This window comes from Sinosporangium siamense (assembly GCF_016863435.1).
In the GTDB taxonomy this organism is placed as follows: domain Bacteria; phylum Actinomycetota; class Actinomycetes; order Streptosporangiales; family Streptosporangiaceae; genus Sinosporangium; species Sinosporangium siamense.
Genome location: NZ_BOOW01000038.1, coordinates 1 through 19878 on the forward strand (window position 1 = coordinate 1; position 19878 = coordinate 19878).

Here is a 19878-nt window from a genome sequence, read left to right on the forward strand (position 1 = left end):
TCCTCCGGCGCGTCACCTCACCGGATGCTCACGCCTGAGACCTTGCCGATGTCCTGTCAGCGGGCGGCGCCGAACTCGGCGAAGTCGATGCGGGCCTGGGTGAGACTCACCCGCGTCTCAGCAGGCACAACATGCGCGAGCCGTACCGGCCCCCTAAACATGCCCAAACCAGGTGGACTCCCCCTCATGTTCGCGATCTCATTTGATCCACGATCTTTCGCGACACGACATGGGGGCATGTATGACACGCCGGCAGACAATGACCAGGCTTGCCATCGCGACAGCGGTCGGTTTCAGCCTCGTGGGCGCCCCGCCCGCCTCGGCCGCGTCGAGGGATTTCCAGTTCACCCGCTTCCTCGGTGAACAGCAGCTGGCCCACCAACTGCAATACGCCGGCACGACGGTCGGCGGCCTCTCCGGCTTCGACCGGGACCCGCTCACCGGCACCTGGTATCTCATCTCCGACGACCGAGCCCGCTTCAACCCCGCCCGGTTCTACACCGGGAAACTCGACATCAACCGGCGCACCGGCGCGTTCACCGGAGTCCACATCACCGGCGTCAAAACCCTCCAGCGCCCCGACGGCACCCCCTACCCCGGAATCGGCCTGCCGGAATCCGCCGACCCCGAGGCGATCCGCTTCGACAAATGGACCCGCCGGCTCCTCTGGGCGGACGAGGGCGACCGCCCCAATTCCACCGAGCTCACCATCCCGGTGTCCCAGCCGGGTGTGCGCTGGATCGACCGCGACGGTAAATTCCTCCGCGAACTCCCCCTGCCCGCCAACCTCAACAACACCGACGCCGAACGCGGCCCCCGCCGCAACGGCGCTTTTGAGGGGCTGACCTTCTCCCCCACCACCATCGCCGCCGTCGCCGAAGGCCCGCGTTTCGAAGACGGCGCACGGCCGACCCTCGAACGCGGCGCCCCCGTCCGCATCAACGTCTGGGGCCGCGACGGGGAAATCCGCGCGCAATACGCCTACCCCGTCGACGCCCTTCCCGCCACCCCGATTCCCCCGACCGGCTCCGGCGGCGGTGGTGTCTCCGAGATCCTGGCCATCGACGACAACCGCTACCTCACCTTGGAGCGTTTCTCGATCGCAGGCGTCGGCTACAAGGTCAAGCTCTATGAGATCGACCTGCGGGGCGCGACCAACGTCCTTGAGCGGGACAGCCTGGCGAGTGGCGACGCGTACCAGCCGGTGTCCAAGCGCCTCGTCTACGACTTCGACGACCTGGAGTCGCCGATTCAGAACCTCGAAAGCCTGGCTTTCGGCCCCCGCCTCCTCACCGGCGAATGCACGCTTGTCATCGGCTCCGACGACAACTTCGACACCCGGGAGACCACCCAGTTCCTCGCCTTCGCCGCCCGAGGCTGTTAAGGCGTCCCCCAGGGTCTACGCCTCCTGCCTCGCAAGCCCACCGGACGGCCGGGGAAACACACCTCGGTCGTCCGGCCCCGGCGACGTGAAAACGACTCCCCCGATCGGGCAAGAACGAGCGTGACAGTCCACGACACGCTGAATGAGGCGAGGCGGCACTCAAGGGTCCCTCCAGACCTCTTCGACGCGTATTTCGCTGAGATCCACCGCTACATCGCACGGCGCTTATCCGACGACGTCGCCGACGATCTGGCGGCCGAAGTCTTCGTGGCGGCACTGCAGAGCTCCTACGACCCGGCGATCGGCGCACCTCGCCCCTGGTTGTACGGCATAGCCACCAATGTTGTCGCCCGGCACCGCCGTACCGAAATCAGGCGTTGGAAGGCGATCAGCCGGACGGCCGAACGCGACAGCGGCGGCCACGAGGACGAAGTGCTCGACCGGGTCACGGCGGCACGTTTCACCGGCCCGCTTGCGGGGGCGCTGGCCGGGTTGAAGCGGCGCGACCGGGACGTGGTGCTGCTGATCGCGCTGGGCGGACTCAGCCACGCCGAAGTGAGCGAGGCTCTCGGCGTGCCCATCGGCACCGTCGGCTCCCGGCTGAACCGGGCGCGCAAACAATTGCGCCGCGCACTCGGCGACGTCAACCCGCTGAAGGAGGACTCCCATGGATGAGCTGGACCTGCTCGCTCGCGCCCTGCCCGACGCGAACCCCCCGTCGCCCGACGTCGTCGCCCGGGCCCGCGCCCGCCTGGCTGCCTCGCCGGCCCGCCCGGCGCGGCGGCGCACGCGAACCTGGACCCTGACCGCGGCCGCGGCCACCGTGGGAACGGTGGGAATCGTGGGGGTCGTCTTCGGCCTGGTGGCGAACCTGACAGCGGCGGCCCCGAGCGCCGTCGCGCCAAAACGAAACCAGGCGCTGTTGGACCTGGCCGACAGAATCGAGGGACTACCCGCGGAGACCGGCTCCTTCTGGCGGCAGACGTCGATCAGGGGGCAATACGTGAAGAGAAGCGGCATTACCTATGTGGGGCAACTCCACAGTGAAACATGGCAGCCGCGTGACTTCGGCGAGCCGGCGACTCAACTGTTCTGGCCCAACCCCATCGCGCGCCCGGCCACAACCGCCGACGAACGCGCCTGGCGCGCCGCCGGAAGCCCACGCCGAGTCAAATTCCCGTGCGACGAAGGTGAACGCTGCGACGTGCCGGTCACCGACAAGGTGGGCCAGTGCGAGCACAGAACGCTGGACAACTCACGAGTCGATGGCACAGTCGGCGACCTGACCATGGCCGACTTGGCGGCGTTGCCCACCGGTCAGAAAGAGTTGAAGGAGAAGCTCCGTACCTACCACAGGGTTTGGGAGAAGCGCGGCTTCAAGCAACCCTTCAATGAATATCTCGCCACCACCTCGAACCTTCTCGAACTGCCTCTCCGCCCCGACCAGCGCGCCGCTGTCATTCGCCTCCTGGCCGGACTGCCGGCCACCAAGGTGATAGGCACGGTGACGGACCCGCTGAACAGGCCGGCCCTGTCCGTGGAATTCGGCACTCCCAACAACACGTTGGTCTACAACCGGAAAACGGGCTTGGAACTGCCGGTCTATCACCGAATGCACATCGACCCCACCACGGGCACAACGCTCGCCGACGTCTCCCACGCGGCCCGCGCGGGTGTCGGGATGGCCAAGGACAGCGTCGTCACCTTCCGTGCCACAACCTCCGAGTCGGGCTGGACCACAGAGCAGCCCACCATCCCCAAGGGCTGCAAGAAAAGCAAAAACAGGAGCTAGGACCTGCCCTGCGCGTGCCGTACCGCAGATGTCCAGCCCGGTACGGCACAGCCCGCTTCACGCGTGGGGCAAGCGTTACGCCGTGCCGCATGCGCCTGCGTGCGCTCTTATCCCGATTCGCCAGGCACAATCAGCCCGGTCTCGTAAGCGACGATCACCGCCTGGACCCGATCACGTAACCCAAGCTTGGTCAGGACATTGCTGACATGCGTCTTGACCGTGTGCTCACTGACCACCATGGCTTCAGCGATCTCCGCGTTGGACAACCCCCGCGCGATCAACTTGATCGTCTCCCGCTCCCGCCCCGTCAGCACCGCGAGCCGTTGCGAAGCCGGCACAGTCGGGCGGGCGACCGCCGCTTTGGCGGTGAACTCGGCGATCAGCCGCCGGGTGACCGAAGGCGCGAGCAGCGACTCCCCCGCCGCGATCACCCGCACCGCGTGAACGAGATCGTCACGCCGCACATCCTTGAGCAGAAACCCACTGGCCCCAGCCCGCAGCGCATCGTAAACGTAATCATCCACGTCGAACGTGGTCAGCATGAGCACCCGGCACTCACTCTCCGCCGACACCGCACGAGCTGCCTCAATGCCATCCATCACCGGCATCCGGATGTCGAGCAGCAGAACATCCGGCCGATGCTCACGAACGGCGGCGACGGCCTGAGCCCCGTCGCCTGCCTCGGCGACGACCTCTATGTCCGGCTGAGCGTCGAGGATCATGCTGAACCCGGCGCGCACCAGCTCCTGATCGTCGGCCACCACCACTCTGACGGTCACGCCGCGACCGCTTCGCTGACCGGCAGCCGGACAAGCACCCGGAAACCTGGCCCGTCCGGACGGGGACCCGCGGTCGCCGAACCGCCCAGAGCGGCGGCGCGTTCGCGGATGCCGATCAGGCCGTTCCCACCCGAGGGGAGGAACACGCCGGAACCACGCCCGTCGTCGGTGATGCTGATCATGAGTGTGTCGGCCTCCCAGATGAGCCGGATCTCGGCACGGGTGGCGCCCGAGTGCTTGATGATATTCGTCAGGGCCTCCTGAGCGACCCGATAGGCCGCGACCTCGATATCAGGCAGCAACGGCCGAGACTCCCCCGAACTCTCGAAGACCACCTCAATCCCCGTGCCGGCCACCTGTTCCGACAACCCGGCCAGATCGCCGATGGTCGGCCGCGGTGTCCGCACCCCGGCGTCCTCTTTAAGCGCCCCCAGCGTACGGCGAAGCTGCACCATGGCGTCGCGCCCCACGGCGGCGATCGCGTCGAACGCGGCCTCGGCGCGATCCGGATCAATGCGCACCACCACCGGCCCGGCCTCGGCCTGCACCACCATGAGGCTGACCGCGTGCGCGAGGATGTCGTGCATGTCGCGAGCGATCCGGGCACGCTCCCGCTCCGCGGCCCGCTCGGCCTCAACCCGGCGTTCGTCTTCCAACCGGGCCGCCCGCTCCTCCAATGCGGCGGTGACGGCGCGGGAGCCGGCGGAGGCACGCCCGATGGCATGCGCGGCGACGAACAACACGACACCCCGCATCGCCGTATCCGAGGAGCCGACCAGGAGCACGCCCCCGACAACGCTGACGGCCAGCATGACCATACGGAGCAGCGGCGCCGAGTAGGCCGCGACCGTGTAGGTCGCAATGAGTCCGGCATACCAGATGGGCTGGGCCGGAACCTCCTCCACAACGTCGTACAACGCGATCACACCGAGGCTCACGATCAGCACGATCACGGGCGCCCGCCGCCGCCACACCAGCGGCACGGCAGAGGCGACCACCACCGCATACCCCCACCAGTGCCACGACGCGGCGTGCGGGCTCTCCCTGGACAGGAACGGCCATAACTGCACCACCATGACGAGCAGCGCCAACGCCGCATCCAGCCGGAGCGGCGGAAGCGCCCGCACCCGCCTCCAGAGCGACACAAGAGCCGACATATCGGACATGATGCTCATACTTCCGCCGGAGTGGAATTTCGTGGGGACACCGCCAATCCTGTCGGTCCCGCACCCACTCCCGGATCGCCGACGTGGCCCATCTTCTCCCTCCCTCTCAAGAGGGAGTCCCGCGCCTCACCATCGGCGGCTACGAAACGGACAATAGGCCCGCCTCTCCCAGATCGCGCCAGTTACCATCCCAATTAAGCTTCACCCTTCCCCCCACCCCCCGAGGACAAGGACAGGCGCTCCATGAGACGACGGGCCGTGCCGGCGATCGCCGTGTTGATCGTGTCCCCCATGGTTGCCGCGAGCACGGTTGCCACGAGCGCGGTCGCCACAAGCACTGTTGCCACAAGCACTGTTGCCACAAGCACTGTTGCCGCGAGCATGGTTGCCGCGAGCAACGCCGCCGCAAAGGCGGGTGCCCCCGACCCGGTGAAGGCCGTCAAACGGCACCTCCGAAACGACCGCGGAGTTCGAGTCTCGGAGACCAACCGCCACTTCTTCGGCAAGAAGGTATTCGGGCCGGAGACCCGCATCACCGGCAAAGTTCAACTCTCCCCCTCGGGCCCGGCCGCGACGAATCTCACCTGGTGGGACGTTCCCGCTCCCCGCTCGGCCAAGAAATCGGACCGCTATCGTGTGATCCGCGTCGGCGAGGACTTCTACGACGCCGCGAAAACTCACCCCGGACCGGTTCCAGACGGCAAGAATTGGATCAGATTCCCGGGCAACCACAAGGGGCTCATGGGCCGGGACATCGCCCTGGACGCCAGCCTGCAATCGATCAACGTATACGACCTGGCCGTAATGAAGGCCGTGCTGAAATGCTCGAAGCGCACACCCGCCTCCGGCGGTTTCCTTTACCAGGGCACCATGAGTTACCCGAGGCTGAGCAAGGTCTCCAAGGGCGCCTTCGTCAATCCCGTCTCGGGCAAACCCATCGGCGCCAAGAGCAAGGGAACGGTCTCGTGGCGGCTTTGGGCCGACCGCACCGGCCTGCTCAAGCGACTGATCACGGTGGACACCGCGGGAGCGGGGAAAGCCCCGCTGGTGAAGCGGAGCGACACCCGCTACAAGAACTGGGGCGTCCCTCTGGTCGTCACCGCACCGCCCGCCGACGAGGTCATCGACGAAGCCGACCTCCTGGAATACATCCGCGAGCAAAACGCCGGCGCCCCGACAGACTCCGGGAACAGCTGACTTTTCGCGGGTCTCAGAGAATGCCGTAGTAGCGGAAGGACGTGCTGCCGGCGGCGTCCGTCCGAAGAACGTTCCGCCTCAACTCCGAGGTTTATCCACCCGAAGTGAGTGCTCGGTCATAAGGAGAGAGCTCGGGAGGAGAATCGGCATGCGGCGAGCAAGTCGCCATATAGTCGGGTCACCGGGAACAGAGCGCCAAATTAGCGTCATGAGGCCACATGGAGATCGAAGGATCGTTCTGGCGTGCTATCGCGGTCTACCGCATCGCATCCCTCGGCTACGCGGCGCTGCTCCTGACCGGTGCGGACGGTTATCTCCGTCCCCTCGCGGGCTGGCTGGTCATCGGCGTCATGGCGGCCTGGACCGGCATCACCACCGCCGCATATTCCACCACCAGAACCCGTCCGCTCCTGCTGACGGACCTCCTCGTCACACTCGGCTGCATGCTGGCTTCGCCGTACGTCCAGGGAGCCGGCGCCCGTGAGGATGGCGTTATGCCGGTCACCGCGACGTGGATCGGGGCACCGGTGCTCGCCTGGGCCGTGTACGGCGGGCGGCGGGCAGGCGCGGTCGCGGCGGTCATCATGGCACTCGGTGACCAGTGGCTACTTGGTCTGCCGGGATTCGACCTCTCCACGCCCGTCAACGGATCTGTGCTGCTCATTCTCGCCGGCACCGTTGTCGGCCACGTGGCCCGGCTGACCAAACAAGCGGAGGAACGGCTGCAACAAGCCGCCGAGATAGAGGCGGCCAGCCGGGAACGCGAGCGACTCGCCCGCGGCATCCACGACTCCGTCCTGCAAGTGCTGGCGCTGGTGCAGCGCCGCGGGCTGGAGATCGGCGGAGAGTCAGCCGAACTCGGCCGGCTCGCCGGTGAACAGGAGGCGGTGCTACGGGAGCTGATCCGCGGCGGGCCACCACCCCTGCTCGCGCAGAACGGCACGAGCCCGGTTGACCTGGCGGCCGGCTTGCGCCGCTATGCGACGTCGTTGGTCACCGTGTCGACGCCCGCGACACCGTTGCCGCTCCCCTCCGACCAGGCCCGTGAGGTCGTCGCGGCCGTGGGAGCGGCGCTCGACAACGTCCGGTCGCATTGTGGTGAGAACGCGAGGGCCTGGGTGTTCGCCGAGAACGATGGCACCTCGATGACCGTCACCGTGCGCGACGAAGGCCCCGGCATCCCGGCCGGCCGGCTGGCGGAGGCCGAGGCGGAGGGCAGGCTCGGCATCGCGCAGTCCATCCGCGGCCGCATCGCCGGCCTCGGCGGCACAGTCGAGATCACGTCCGTGCCGGGCCAGGGGGCCGAGGTCGAACTGACCGTTCCCATCCCCAGAGGCTCATGCACTCTGGACGGGGACACAGGCCGGTTTACAGTTGCGCCATGACCAGTGCGCTGCGGGTAATGGTGGTGGACGATCATCCGATGTGGCGGGACGCCGTCGCCCGCGACTTGGAGAACGCCGACTACGACGTGGTCGCGACCGTCGGCGAAGGCCGTCAGGCGCTCCGCATCGCCGCCACGATCCGCCCCGACCTGGTGATTCTCGACCTGTGGCTTCCCGACATCCAGGGCGCGGAGGTCGCAAGAGGACTGGCCGCGTCCGACTCGCCTCCCCGGGTGCTGGTGTTGTCGGCGAGTGGCGAGCACGAGGACGTGCTGGAGGCGGTCAAAGCCGGCGCCTCCGGCTATCTCGTCAAGTCGGCGAGCCGGGAGGAGTTCCTCGACGCCGTGCGCCGCACCGCCGGAGGCGAGCCGGTTTTCACCCCCGGCCTGGCCGGGCTTGTGCTGGGCGAGTATCGCCGCCTCGCCACCCAGACGCCCCTCAACGACGGACCAAGCCTCACCGACCGGGAAACCGAGGTGCTGCGCCTGGTCGCCAAAGGCCTTTCTTACCGGCAAATCGCCGAACGGCTGGTGCTCAGCCATCGCACCGTGCAGAACCATGTGCAAAACACCCTGAACAAGCTTCAACTGCACAGCCGGGTCGAACTCGTCCGTTACGCCATCAAGCGCGGACTCGACGAGGCGTAGCTCAGTTACGCATCCACCTTGTAGGGGTCGTGCTCGGTGAGCAGTTTGTCAAGGCGTGCCTGGTCGACACGGCTTGCCATACTGGCGATCTCCTGCCGGTCACGCACACACTTGGCCAAGGTGAAGGTCGACGTCACCGTATAAAGCACGGAGACCGCGAAGAAGGCGCGGACCCAGGGGTCTATCGGCAGATAGATGACGCCGAGCGCCACGCTGCCGATAGCCACGACGAAGGATATGACGCACTGCACGAAGTAGGCAGTGGTCATTGTGGGTTGGAGTGGCTTACTCATGCTTTCAAGGGTCCGGCACCGGGCAGCCGTTCGCCTGAGTAAATCGCCCCACCCTGCCTGAGTAGATGAGCCCGAAGCACAAACCTCACGCGGCTGTGGTTCCGCCGTATCGTACGGTGGCCGGTGCCCTTGGACGGGCACCGGCCACGGATTCGGACGCCGCAGTCATATGAACACCGCAGTCACAAGGACGCAGCACTCACATGAACGCCGCCCTCACGTGGGTGCGCCCGCACCGACGGGCACCCTCTCCAGCCAGGCCTCGTCCCAGGTGTGCTGGTCGATCTTCCCGTTGACCGGCAGGCCCTTGAACTTCTGCAGTTCCTTGCAGACCTGCTCGGTCTGCGGACCGAAGTCGCCGTCGACCTCGAGTTCCTCCCAGCCGCGGTTGTTCACCTGACGCTGCCACTTGCGAACGAACTGATTGTTCATATCGCCTTTCTGCAGGATGTGGTCCGGTGCCGGCGGAGGCTTCGTGCTAGGAGCCTCCCACGTCGCCTTCCAGGTCTCCGGACCCACGATGCCGTCCACTTCCAGGCCGTGTTCCATCTGGAAGTTGGCGCATAGGCGCTTGCTCTCGGGTCCGTAGATGCCGTCGACGTCGATGTTCCAGCCGCGCGATCTCAGCTGCTGCTGCCATTGCCTGACGGTCTCCGTCTCGGTCGGCGGTGGGTACCTCAGCGGTGGTGGTTTGAATGGCGGTGCCGTCATGCTTACCTCCACAGATCGAGGTGGTGGCGCGGCCCGCGGCCGGGGCTACCTGGCGGCGCCCATGCACGGGCCGCTCGTGTCGCGCGAGCTCTCATGAAATGAGGCCGCAACTCCTAGCAGAACACAGGACGGCCCGGGGGTCGGCTCTCGCGAGGCTTTTTGACCTCACTCTTAATGCACTGTGACCGCAATCATTAATGGCGGCTGCAACCGGAGGACGGAGGCCGCTTTCCCTTGCGAATTGCTCGCACACTTGAGGATTTCCAGTGGGCGGCTCGCCGGCAGTCCGGCTCGGATTACGGCGATCTCCGGGAAGAGATTCCGTACAGTTGATATTTAAAGAACTGCGGATCTGCGCCGTCAGTGCGCCGGTGGCGGAGGATTATCCTACGTTTCCAACGGAAGTAGAAAGTCCAGCAAAAGAAGCCGCACCACACGACCCTTGACCACGAAAGCACAAGATTGATATGGTCCGGCGCCTCACGGCGCCGAGCGCAAATATTCGTTGGTCATCCAGACGGACGCGGCCGGTGAACCTTCACAGGCAAGGATTTCGCCAAGAGTTCGGTTCACCGTCTGCCACAACTTTCCGGCGTTCCTCACGCCGCCCCGTTCCCCGCTGCCCCCACGCCACCCCCAGTGCCGCTCTCGCTTCACCCCGGAGTCCAGTCGCCCGGGCACCGCGGCTCCGGCAGCCGGATCCGTGTCCGTACTTGAGCGCGGGCGCCCCTTCTCGACGATCGGCACACGCGGGCGGCCATCCGCCCGCCGAACCCCGTCCCCGCGTGCGAGCACCGCCGGCCCCGGTCGACGCCACCCCACCGTGGCGACTGTCCTGCCCCTCTTCAAGGGCGACCTGACCTGGGCGACGGCGGCACAGTGAACCATCCCGGCCCACCGCCGTCACTCCGGCTTCATCGACAGAGGCTCCTTGATCTCGGCAGGCTTGTTCGAGCGGGCCGGCAGGAGAAGAGCGGCGACGATCACAATCACCGACAGCGCCGCGCCGACGATGAAGGCCATCCGCATGCCGCCGAGAACAGCGAGATCCTCCGTGACCCCCGCCGCCTTCAGGGCGTCGGACCGGGCGCTCATCACAGTGATCACGAGTGCGGTGCCGATGGCGGCGGCGACCTGCTGCAGTGTGCTCAGGATCGAGCTGGCGTGCGAGTAGAGCGACGGCGGGACCGCACCGAGCCCGAGCGTGAACACCGGGGTGAAGCTCGCGGCCAGGCTCACCATCAGCAGCGCGTGCAGGCCGAGGAGCTGCCAGAACGGCATGGTCATGCTGATCTGGGTGAAGCCGATGAGCGACAGCGTGATCCCGATCGCACCCGGGATGACCAGCACCCGGCCGCCGAACCGGTCGAACACGCGGCCGACCGTCGGCCCCAGCAGGCCCATCGCGAGGCCGCCCGGCATCACGAGGAGTCCGGTCTGCAGGGCGCTGAGCCCGCGGACGCTCTGCAGGTAGAGCGGCACCAAGATCATCGAGCCCATCATCGCCAGGAAGGCCACCGACATCATGATCAACGCGACCGTGTAGTTGCGGTTGAGCAGAGTGCGCAGGTCCAGCAGCGGCACACCGCGCTTCTGCAACGACAACTGGCGGACGACGAAAACGGCGATGGAGGCCAGACCCGCCACCACGATCGCGACGGCCACGCGGACGTCACCGCTCTCGAACCGGCTGAGCCCGTAGACCAGACCGCCGAAGCCCGCAGCCGCGGTCACCACACTGAACCAGTCGACGGTGCTGAACCGGGGCTCGCCGACGTTCTCAAGCTGCTTCAGGCCCCGCCATGTGATCAAGCCGGCGATGGGAAGCACGACAAGGAACAGCAACCGCCAGGACCCGAACTGGAGGATCAGCCCCGAGACCGTCGGCCCCATGGCGGGCGCGACCGAGATGGCCAGGGAGACGTTGCCCATCACCCGGCCCCGATCGGACTCGGGCACCACCTGCATCAGCGTGGTCATCAGCAGCGGCATCATCACCGCGGTTCCGGATGCCTGGATGATGCGGGCGCCGAGCAGCACCTCGAAGGTGGGCGCGACCGCGGCCAATGCCGTACCGGCCAGGAACAGACCCATCGCCGTGGCGTAGGCACGGCGCGTGGGCACCCGCTGCAGGAACCACCCGGTGATCGGGATCACCGCCGCCATAGTCAGCATGAAGGCGGTCGAGAGCCACTGCGCGGTCTGCTCGGTGATGTGCAGCGCCTCCATCAGCTGCGGGATCGCGTTGATCATGATCGTCTCATTGAGGATGACCACGAAAGTGGCGAGCACCAGCAGCCGGATCACGGCCGGGGTTCGCCGCTTGGTATCAGGGCTTGCGGGCGCGACTGGCAAGTCGAGCTGTGGAGTAGGCACGGCACCTCGATCGGGGTTGCAGGATGTGGTGGGGGCATGGATGAAGCCCAGCGGTCAGGTAAAGACTGACCTGCACCACCGACAAAACTCATAGCCCCCGCCCAACATTCCGGGTAGAGGTAGGAAATGTCACGTGATTTTCCCGGACTGGCAACGATCTGAAGATCGCACCGTGAACCCCGGCTCCCACGCTGACCTGGGCGAATATCTCGCGGCTTTCGGTCGCCGAGGCTCCTGCCGTACCTCTTGAGAAGAAGAATGTTCGGCAGGAGCAGGCAGGGGCGGCAGGGCGACGTACGGCAGGCGCGGCCGGTCGCGAAGGGGACCTCCACCACCGAGCGACGACACTGCCGGAGATCCCTAACCTTGTCCGGCGTTCCTGGGGATGTCGATGAACCGGCCGTAGTGCCCCTGAAAGGCAACCGTGATCGTGGCGCACGGACCGTGCCGATACTTGGCGATGATCAGATCGGCCTCGCCCGCTCGATCCGACTCCTGCCCGTAGCCGTCCTCCCGGTGAAGCAGGACCAGCAGATCCGCGCCGTAGGCGATCGCGTCTGAATCACGCAGGTCGTCCACGTGCGGCCTCTTGTCGACGACCTGCTTCGGAGCCCGCTTCAGGTGCGACGTCACCAAGACGGCCACCTTGAGGTCACGGGCGAGAGTCTTCAACTCTTGTACGGCAGTGCCGTCTTTGCGTCCATGCAGATCGCGACGCCGCTCCGGGCGGATGTCGTGGATGCCGTCGATCGCGATGAGCCGCACACCTCGCGTCGCGACCAGCTCCGCGGCCTCGTCCGCAAACTGGGCCATCGTGAGAGACGAAGGGGTGCTCAAGTGGAGCGGCGCCGCCTCGATCTGCCCCCGAGCCTTAGCGATCCGCGTCCAGTCGTCCTCGACCAAGGCACCCGAAAGCATGCTATGGCGGGCCACCCGGGCCTGGGTGCTGAGCAGCCGGACGGTGAAGTCGTGCGCCTCCTCTTCGAACGTCCAGACGGCGACAGGCCGGCCTTTGGCGAGCGCATTATGGCGACAGATGTCGGCCATGAGGGTGCTCCGCCCCATCCCCGGCCGTGAGGCGATGACGGTGAGGCTCCCTGGCCGCAGACCACCGGCGGTGAGCGCGTCGAAGTCCTCGAAGCCGGTGGGCATCGCGGTCGAATCATCGGGCGCTGCCGCTCTGGCCTTGATGAGGTCGAGCGTTTCGGAGAGGTATTCGCTGCCGAGGTGCATCATGGCGTTCAGATCTCCGTTCTGGCAGAAGCGCGGGACGACGGCACGGGGCACGGGCCGTGGGGGGCGGGGAAGTCTGCGGTGCGGGGAAGTCTGCGCACACAGCATGGCCCAGCCGCACTCCCGTTTCCGGGCATTCGCCCATATGGCTGGGCTCCATCACTGTCCGTGCAGCAGGGAGGGGCGCGGCACGTTTGGTCTGTACGATGGGCCCGGCACCCCGAAGCCAGCCGGCAGATCAGACCCCACGCCGATCTCGCATTGCATCTTCTGCATGCCGCTGGACGCCGTTCTCAGTATGGCTCTACGACAGCCTTGCGAAGAGATTTTTCCGCCGCCATCGGCGATAGCCCGGTGTATTGGCCGGCGAAGGCAAGGACGTCGATATTCAGGCCGCGCTCTTTACTGGCGGAGGAGGCCGCGTGAGCGGTATCGGGTTCTCGCCGCATCAAGATCGGCCGGTCACCGCCGGTGGCGTGCTGTAGTGCCGCACACATTTTGGTGGCATGAGCCTCGCCGGTCTGCAAATCAATCGACGCACCGGCCAGGAGGAATGCGGGATAGCAGACTCCAGGCTCGACGTTGTGGTAGGGAGAGTATGCCAGCAGCCATTGAAGTTGTTCGGCCTGGGAAGCCGTCCCGAATTCATCGCTCCAAGTGCAGCCAAGCCCGAAATTCTCGTAGCGCACCATGTCACACAGCGGCCCTTCGGCAATGACCGCGGCATACAGCTCCGGTCGTTGCGTGGCGGCGGCGGTGACCAGCAGCCCACCGGCCGACTGGCCATAGATCGCCAACTGGTCGCGAGTGGTCAGACCGGTGTCGATGAGCCATGCCGCGGCGTCGTTGAAGTCACTGATCGCGCGATGCTTGTGCGGTCCCCGGCCGGCGTCGTGCCAACGTCGGCCTTCTTCACCACCGCCGCGCACACAGGCCACCGCATAAGTGCCACCGGCACTGACCCATGCGGCCGCGGCCGGGAAAAACCACGGCCGCATCGGCATGCCGAAGCTGCCGTAGCCGTAGAGAAGGGTGGGACGGGGACCCTCGCGTTCCTCGGACGGGGTGAACAGGAGCATCGTGACCTCGGTCCCGTCACCGGCACGATAGCGAACACTGCGGCTGCGGATCTCCGGAGCGTGCCCGGCTGTCGTGGCGCCGCTCTCCTGCTCTATCTCCCCGGTCACGGCGTCGTAGCGATAAATGGTGGGCGGTGTGGTCGCGTCACAGTAGCTGAACCAGGCGCGGTGTCCACGTGCGATGTCCGTACGCAGAGACGACACCACACCTGCCCCGGGAAGAGGCAGACCGCTGATCAGCCGGCCGGTGGCCAGGTCGTGCGATGTCAGGGTGGAGATCCCGTGACGGGCACGCGCCACCAGCAAGAGGGGCCGCGGAAGTGCCGGGCCGTCCAGAACCACACACTCATCCAGAGGAGCCTGCGAATCCTCGGCTACCAGCACCCGCCATGCAGCCGGGCCGACATCACCCCTGCGCGCCACACAGACGCGGCCACAGGGAGCCTGGTAGTCGGTGACCAGGAGCAGATCGTTACCCGCGAGAAAACGTGGAAGGACACGGGCGCGTGTGGTGCCCCCATCCACAATCTTGACGAAGCACGGAACCTCCAGATCGACGATCTCGCCCAGGTAGACATCGTTGTGCGAGGCAGGCCCAGCCATCGCAGTGACCGCCAAAAAACATCCGTCACCGCTGACCGTGAGCCCGTAGTAGTGGTCCGGCGCATCGTCACCACCGAAGACCACCACATCGTCCTGCCAGGGCGACCCGACGCGATGCAACCTCACCCGCCGCTGCAAACGCATATCCCCAGGGACCAGTTCCTCGTCGGGAACCCGGCTGACGTAATAAAACGCATCCCCTCCCGGCAACCAGGCAAGCGAGGTGTTACGAGCACGCGGCAAGGGCCCGTCCACCACCTCACCGGTGCGCACGTCCAACACCAGGATGTCACTCCCGGGCTGCTCGGCGACCTCCATTTGCACAGCCACCCGCCCGCCCTCACGCGACGGCCACCAGGCATACAACCCGGTGTGACCGGACGGATCGACCTCTACCGGATCGACCAACACCCGCCTGTTCCCCACGCCGTCGACAACAAGCAAACGCCGCTGCTCGTCCCCACGGGCCTGCTCGGCCAGGAACATGACCGAACCACGCACCATCGGAGGCTCCGACACCCCAGAAGATGACACCTGATCCACCAAGGAAGCCCACAATTGGCCGTCGCGCCATCCAGCCCGACAGGAGCGGAAGAGCCGATCCTGAGCAGCCGCCCACGCCCGCACACGCGTATCAGTGCCGTCTTCCAGCCATCGATAGGGGTCGGAAACCGAGCATCCGAACAGACTTTCCACCACATCACCACGCCAAGCGGCAGGGTAAAACCGTCGCGCCACAACGCCCCCCGATGCCGAGCACCACGTTTCAAGCAGGTCGAGGCACTGCGGCACCTAGGCACCGCAGCACCTCGAGCTCACTCAGCTACGACTCGCCGCGAAGAATATCCGCCTGCCAGCCGCGCACGCCTCCAACGCGGGCAGCCGGAGTGGTTTCGCGATACGGCAGGTATCCATTCATGATTACCCTCCCGGATCCATCGCTTCGCCCGAAATGAGCGCTGTACGCCGACCAGTCTCCCCATACCGGGGATCGATAAACAAGGGCACCGTTATCGACAGCGAGAGCACACCCTCGGCATGTGCCTGTTAACCACATGAGCTACCTCAGCAAACCCTTCACATGGAGAAAATTCACATCTCAGAGCCCGAGTAGCAGCCAACCTGAATGTCAACAAAGAGAGCGCCAATTACCCTTACATACCGCAGCGCTCGCGCCGGCCAAGCACCTCGACAAAGCAAACGCGACGTCCCATTAGCTCCCACCTGTCAGAAGTCACCCTCAAGCCCCAATGGCCCCCACCATGACAAGCGCACCAGAGGGACGCCCTGGATCAAGGCCCTCATGGCGACCGTGAGCGATCTTGTCGGTGACGGCGTCTACGCTCCTTGCTCGTGAGCAGCAGCGAGGTGAGCAGCGTACGCGTGCAACTGGAAGTGGCGGACCGCGGGATCGTTTACCTTGCAGACCGGGAACTCGAGGGATATGCCGCCGAAACACCGGCTCAGAGCATCGGGATCATCGCGGTCGAGCAGGGCTACGCCACCCTCCGCATCACCCACCAGTGGGGACCGGCCAACTTCACCGTGGCGATCAGCGATCGAGCCCCGGAGGCAGATCTCACAGGATATGAAGACATCGTGGAAATCGGCTATCAATCCATGTCCGGGCACTTGGAGATGACCGGGTTCTGCTACGACGAACACATAGCGTTCCCCCTTCCCCCACTCCCAGCCGGCCCCGGAGAATACCGCATCCGCTATCACGTCAAGGGCATGGACACCGAAGGCACAGAGGACGCCACCGACGACCACTACCTCCAGATTTGGCCTTCCCCTCCCAGGGATCCCGTGGTGGTCCAGACCACGACTCAAACTCTTCATTACTTTCTCGCCCCAGAGAAGCACGAAGGGAACAGTGGAACCACACGTCGCAATGACCACGGACGTCCAGCCATGCGCAGCGCTCTTCAACGTGAATGGCGCCTTCGACGAAACCCTGGGACCGATTGGTCAGACGTACGCGAACGGCTTGTGCGGCTGACCGCCGACCCCGGTGCCGATGCGGTGTTCGGCTCGGCCTGCCACCGCTGGACGCTTCAGCCGCCACTGGGAGCCGGCGACCTGGCCCAGATAGAGGCACAGCTACGGACAGAACTCCCTGGCGAATACCAATCCTTTCTGCAGCAGGCGGGGGCCGGCGGGGCAGGCCCTGCCTACGGGCTCTTTCCCGTGCGCCGCGTGAACGGACGGTGGCAGTGGGAGGGCGACGGCGCCAACCTCACGGACCTGGGCACGCTGAACCAGCCGTTTCCCCATGTCGAGGCGTTCAACCCCGCCGACGCTCTTCCCGCGCCACCTGACGAAGAAGACTTCGATTCCAGCGAGGCCTTCACCGCGGCCGAGGACGCCTACTGGGAGCAGTACAACACGATCGTTTACGATCATCGCCATTCGATCGGGCTGCTGTATCTGTGCCATCTCGGCTGCGCTCTGCGAGAGGCTCTGGTGATCAGCGGCCCGGCACGGGGCCAAATGTGGGGGGACGACACCGCCGGCGGCGCCGGGTTCCAACCACTCGTCGACGACGCCGGAAACCCGCTCGGCTTCGCCCGTTGGTATCGCCGATGGCTGGACGCGGCCGAAGACCAGGCCTCACACGAAGCCCACTGAGCCGCTGCTCCACTCACCGGGAGCCCAACCCGCTGGTTTTAGGCCGCCCAATAGGGCGTCATTAACACGCAGATCCGTTTCTTATAGCCAAGCGGATACATCGAACTATCCGCCACAATGATTTCTCTACGCATTATTTGTGATTTAAAAGAGGAGGTTTCCGCAATGCTGCCCAGTTCACCTTCATCCCGAACGTTATGGAGGGCGAGTGACGCACCCCAAGAGTTGCGAGCGCGCCAAGCTGCATCAGTGCCGATGTTCCGACTGCGGTGGGGCGCAACACGGGTGGCCCCACGGCCTGACCCTGGCCCGGGACCCGTCCCCCGCAGCTCGCATGGAGGTGAGAGAACGCAGCGACCTCGCGTGGAGCAAGACTCGGCCGCCCAGGGGGCGACGGAACCCGTCCAAGCCCAGACAGGCAGCCGCCATCGACAGCGCTACGGTCGATCTCATCGACTGGCTATTCGAAAACCCAAGTGCGATCGAACAGATCCAGAAAGTCGGCGATATTCTCACTGGCCCCGTCGTCCAAGAACTGGACAAAAGGTTCGGCGGACGCAACCCACCGGCAAACCGACGAAAACTTACCGACCACTTCTGGTGTGACCTCCTCGTCGCCCTGGCCGAGGTCATCGAGAAGTTCGCCAAGGCCCTGGATCAAGTGCCCGAACATGTGACAGCGGCCATCCTCAAGTTCCGGAAAGCCGAAAATCGCAGCCCTCTTCTCGAAGCGCTCGTGGCTCTTGCCGTACAGACAGCCTGGGAGCCCATCAGGGACGTGATTCACATCAGTGGGATCAAGGAACTGCAACGGTCGTGCCGAATTCTCGCCGTCCTGATCTGCCCGGCTCCCGAGAACCACACGGCGGTGCAGAACGGTGCTCTCCTCCCACTGGCGAAGGAGGGGATGCTGGAGATCAGCAAGACGCGGCTTGAGCAGGTCTTCCCCACCGAGTGGGTCCACCGCCTCCGGGACGACCTCGCCATCGCCTGAGCAGGCCCGCCGAGGGCTGGGGCAGCCACTGCTCGGGGAAGAAGGCCCGGAATGCCCTGCCGTCCCTTGAAGGGCATCTGCAAGGCGGATGAGCAAGTCCACCGGCGCCGCCTGGATCAAAGAGCCGGGCCGGCGGGATCTGCGACGAGGCCGTGTCGGCGCTCGACGTCTCCACTCAGGCGCAGATCCGCGGCCTGCTCGCCGAACTCCGCGAGAGCACCGGCTTAGGGTGCGTGTTCATCTCGCACGACCTCACCGTGGTGCGGCTGATCGCCGAAAACAGGCCGAACACACCGAACCCCGTGTCAATGCCGTCGTCCTGATCGGGATCTTCTCCTGACTCGCTCCCCTGTCCGTCTTTCCCGCCGCCATCCGCCCGGAGCTTGCCGACAGCCGGGCGATGCGCATACTCGACAACATGACATTCGTCGGGCTGTGCGCCGGCTATGTGATCCTCAGCGTGACGGTCCTGCTTCGGTGAACGCGGCGGCGATCCGCCCGGCGAGCCGTTCGAGGAGCGGTCCGGCCTCGGCCATGCACCGCCGTACGTCGGGCTCGATGTCGGTCAGTGCGTAGGCCGCCTCGATGCCGGCCGCGCGCAGCTCCTCGTCGCTCACCGAGCGGCGGCCGCAAACCGCCACTGCCGGCACATCGTGCCTGGCAGCGACCGCCGCGACGCCCACGGGGGCCTTGCCGCGGAGTGTCTGCCCGTCGATCGAACCCTCACCGGTGATCACCAGCCGGGCACCCGCCACATGCCGCTCGAAGTCCACCAGATCCAGCAGATATCCGATGCCCGGCCGGATCTCCGCCTCCAGGAAGGCCAGCGCGCCGAACCCGGTCCCGCCGGCGGCTCCCGCGCCGGGCCGCATCGCATATGCGACACCGCCCGGCTCGGCGACTGCCGCCAGCCGGGCCAGGCCGGCTTCCAGCACGGCCACGTCCCCGGGGGTCGCGCCCTTTTGCGGGCCGTATACGGCGGCGGCGCCGTACGGCCCGAGCAGTGGATTGTCCACATCGCTCGCCACGACGACCTCGAAGCCGCGCAACCTGCGGGAGACGTCGATCGTGTGCAGATCGCGCAGCGCGATCCCGCCCGGCGGCAGGTCGTTCCCGGCCGCGTCCAGCAGCCGCACGCCGAGCGCTTGGGCCATGCCGGCCCCTCCGTCGGTGCAGGCGCTGCCGCCGAGGCCGAGCACGATCCGGGTCGCGCCGTGCCGTACGGCATGAGCCATGAGTTCGCCGGTGCCACGGCTTGTGGCGGTCAGCGGCGCCGGGGCGCCGCCCTCCGGCAACCGCCGCAGGCCCGACGCCTCGGCCAGCTCGATCACCGCGACCCGGCCGCCCGGCTCGTCGCGTATGGCATAAGCCGCCGTGACCAGCTCGCCGACCGGCCCGGTGACCTCCATCTCAACCCGGGTGAAACCGCTCGCGACCACCGCGTCGACGGTGCCGTCGCCGCCGTCGGCGACCGGGAGCCGGACAACGGGCACCTGCCCGGAACCGGCGGAACGCAGCCCGATTGCCACATGGGCGGCCACCTCGGGAGAGGTCAGCGACCCGCGGAACTTGTCGGGCGCGACGACGACATGCCCTTTCATGCGAATC

At 66.2% G+C, this 19878-nt stretch carries 17 protein-coding genes; 9 read left to right on the forward strand and 8 right to left on the reverse strand.

Going from position 1 to position 19878, the window contains the following annotated elements; all coding sequences use genetic code 11:
- Positions 1-241 precede the first annotated feature (241 nt).
- The 3 genes from Ssi02_RS28970 (at position 242) to Ssi02_RS28980 (ending at position 3176) form a co-directional block, all read left to right on the forward strand.
- Entirely contained in the window at positions 242-1384 is a 1143-nt protein-coding gene (locus tag Ssi02_RS28970; protein ID WP_239129963.1) for an esterase-like activity of phytase family protein, read from the forward strand.
- 120 nt (positions 1385-1504) lie between these two features.
- Positions 1505-2059, forward strand: coding sequence for an RNA polymerase sigma factor (locus Ssi02_RS28975; protein ID WP_239129964.1), 555 nt, complete (start codon positions 1505-1507; stop codon positions 2057-2059).
- The gene (locus Ssi02_RS28980) at positions 2052-3176 is read left to right on the forward strand and encodes a hypothetical protein (RefSeq protein ID WP_204030773.1); all 1125 of its coding nucleotides are present in this window, start codon (positions 2052-2054) and stop codon (positions 3174-3176) included. The genes Ssi02_RS28975 and Ssi02_RS28980 overlap by 8 nt, the downstream gene beginning before the upstream one ends.
- Positions 3177-3283: 107 nt before the next feature.
- On the opposite strand, the gene Ssi02_RS28985 is transcribed toward Ssi02_RS28980, so the two are convergent.
- Positions 3284-3955 (reverse strand): response regulator, encoded by a 672-nt coding sequence (locus Ssi02_RS28985; RefSeq protein ID WP_204030774.1) that lies wholly within the window; start codon positions 3953-3955, stop codon positions 3284-3286.
- A complete protein-coding gene (locus Ssi02_RS28990) occupies positions 3952-5121 on the reverse strand; it encodes a sensor histidine kinase (protein WP_204030775.1) in 1170 nt (389 codons plus the stop codon). The genes Ssi02_RS28985 and Ssi02_RS28990 overlap by 4 nt, the downstream gene beginning before the upstream one ends.
- Positions 5122-5364: 243 nt before the next feature.
- On the opposite strand from Ssi02_RS28990, the gene Ssi02_RS28995 reads away from it, so the two are divergent.
- From Ssi02_RS28995 to Ssi02_RS29005, 3 genes are all read left to right on the forward strand, one after another.
- Positions 5365-6318, forward strand: coding sequence for a hypothetical protein (locus Ssi02_RS28995; protein WP_239129965.1), 954 nt, complete (start codon positions 5365-5367; stop codon positions 6316-6318).
- Between the two features lie 218 nt (positions 6319-6536).
- On the forward strand, positions 6537-7703 hold the full coding sequence (gene macS / locus Ssi02_RS29000; protein WP_204030776.1) for a MacS family sensor histidine kinase: 1167 nt from the start codon (positions 6537-6539) through the stop codon (positions 7701-7703).
- Positions 7700-8350 (forward strand): response regulator, encoded by a 651-nt coding sequence (locus Ssi02_RS29005; RefSeq protein WP_204030777.1) that lies wholly within the window; start codon positions 7700-7702, stop codon positions 8348-8350. The genes macS and Ssi02_RS29005 overlap by 4 nt, the downstream gene beginning before the upstream one ends.
- A 5-nt stretch (positions 8351-8355) precedes the next feature.
- Here Ssi02_RS29005 and Ssi02_RS29010 read toward each other — a convergent pair whose 3' ends face one another.
- From Ssi02_RS29010 to Ssi02_RS29030, 5 genes are all read right to left on the reverse strand, one after another.
- The gene (locus Ssi02_RS29010; RefSeq protein ID WP_204030778.1) at positions 8356-8643 is read right to left on the reverse strand and encodes a YiaA/YiaB family inner membrane protein; all 288 of its coding nucleotides are present in this window, start codon (positions 8641-8643) and stop codon (positions 8356-8358) included.
- Positions 8644-8859: 216 nt separating this feature from the next.
- Positions 8860-9354, reverse strand: coding sequence for a peptidoglycan-binding domain-containing protein (locus Ssi02_RS29015; protein WP_204030779.1), 495 nt, complete (start codon positions 9352-9354; stop codon positions 8860-8862).
- Positions 9355-10257: 903 nt separating this feature from the next.
- On the reverse strand, positions 10258-11661 hold the full coding sequence (locus Ssi02_RS29020) for an MDR family MFS transporter (RefSeq protein ID WP_204030780.1): 1404 nt from the start codon (positions 11659-11661) through the stop codon (positions 10258-10260).
- 429 nt (positions 11662-12090) lie between these two features.
- Positions 12091-12966, reverse strand: a complete 876-nt coding sequence (locus tag Ssi02_RS29025; RefSeq protein ID WP_204030781.1) for a replicative DNA helicase — start codon at positions 12964-12966, stop codon at positions 12091-12093.
- Positions 12967-13256: 290 nt separating this feature from the next.
- Positions 13257-15437, reverse strand: a complete 2181-nt coding sequence (locus Ssi02_RS29030) for a prolyl oligopeptidase family serine peptidase (RefSeq protein WP_307825820.1) — start codon at positions 15435-15437, stop codon at positions 13257-13259.
- Positions 15438-16013: 576 nt separating this feature from the next.
- Here Ssi02_RS29030 and Ssi02_RS29035 point away from each other — a divergent pair.
- The 3 genes from Ssi02_RS29035 to Ssi02_RS29045 all read left to right on the forward strand — a co-directional run bounded on the left by Ssi02_RS29035 (position 16014) and on the right by Ssi02_RS29045 (position 18593).
- Positions 16014-17276: a hypothetical protein gene (locus Ssi02_RS29035; protein ID WP_204030783.1), complete on the forward strand. Its 1263-nt coding sequence runs from the start codon at positions 16014-16016 to the stop codon at positions 17274-17276.
- Between the two features lie 334 nt (positions 17277-17610).
- Complete coding sequence (locus Ssi02_RS29040) at positions 17611-18270, forward strand: hypothetical protein (RefSeq protein ID WP_204030784.1); 660 nt, start codon at positions 17611-17613, stop codon at positions 18268-18270.
- 152 nt (positions 18271-18422) lie between these two features.
- Positions 18423-18593, forward strand: a complete 171-nt coding sequence (locus Ssi02_RS29045) for a hypothetical protein (RefSeq protein ID WP_204030785.1) — start codon at positions 18423-18425, stop codon at positions 18591-18593.
- A 132-nt stretch (positions 18594-18725) separates the two neighbouring features.
- Here the strand turns inward: Ssi02_RS29045 and Ssi02_RS29050 are convergent, their stop codons facing one another.
- Entirely contained in the window at positions 18726-19871 is a 1146-nt protein-coding gene (locus tag Ssi02_RS29050; protein WP_204030786.1) for a glycerate kinase, read from the reverse strand.
- Positions 19872-19878 lie beyond the last annotated feature (7 nt).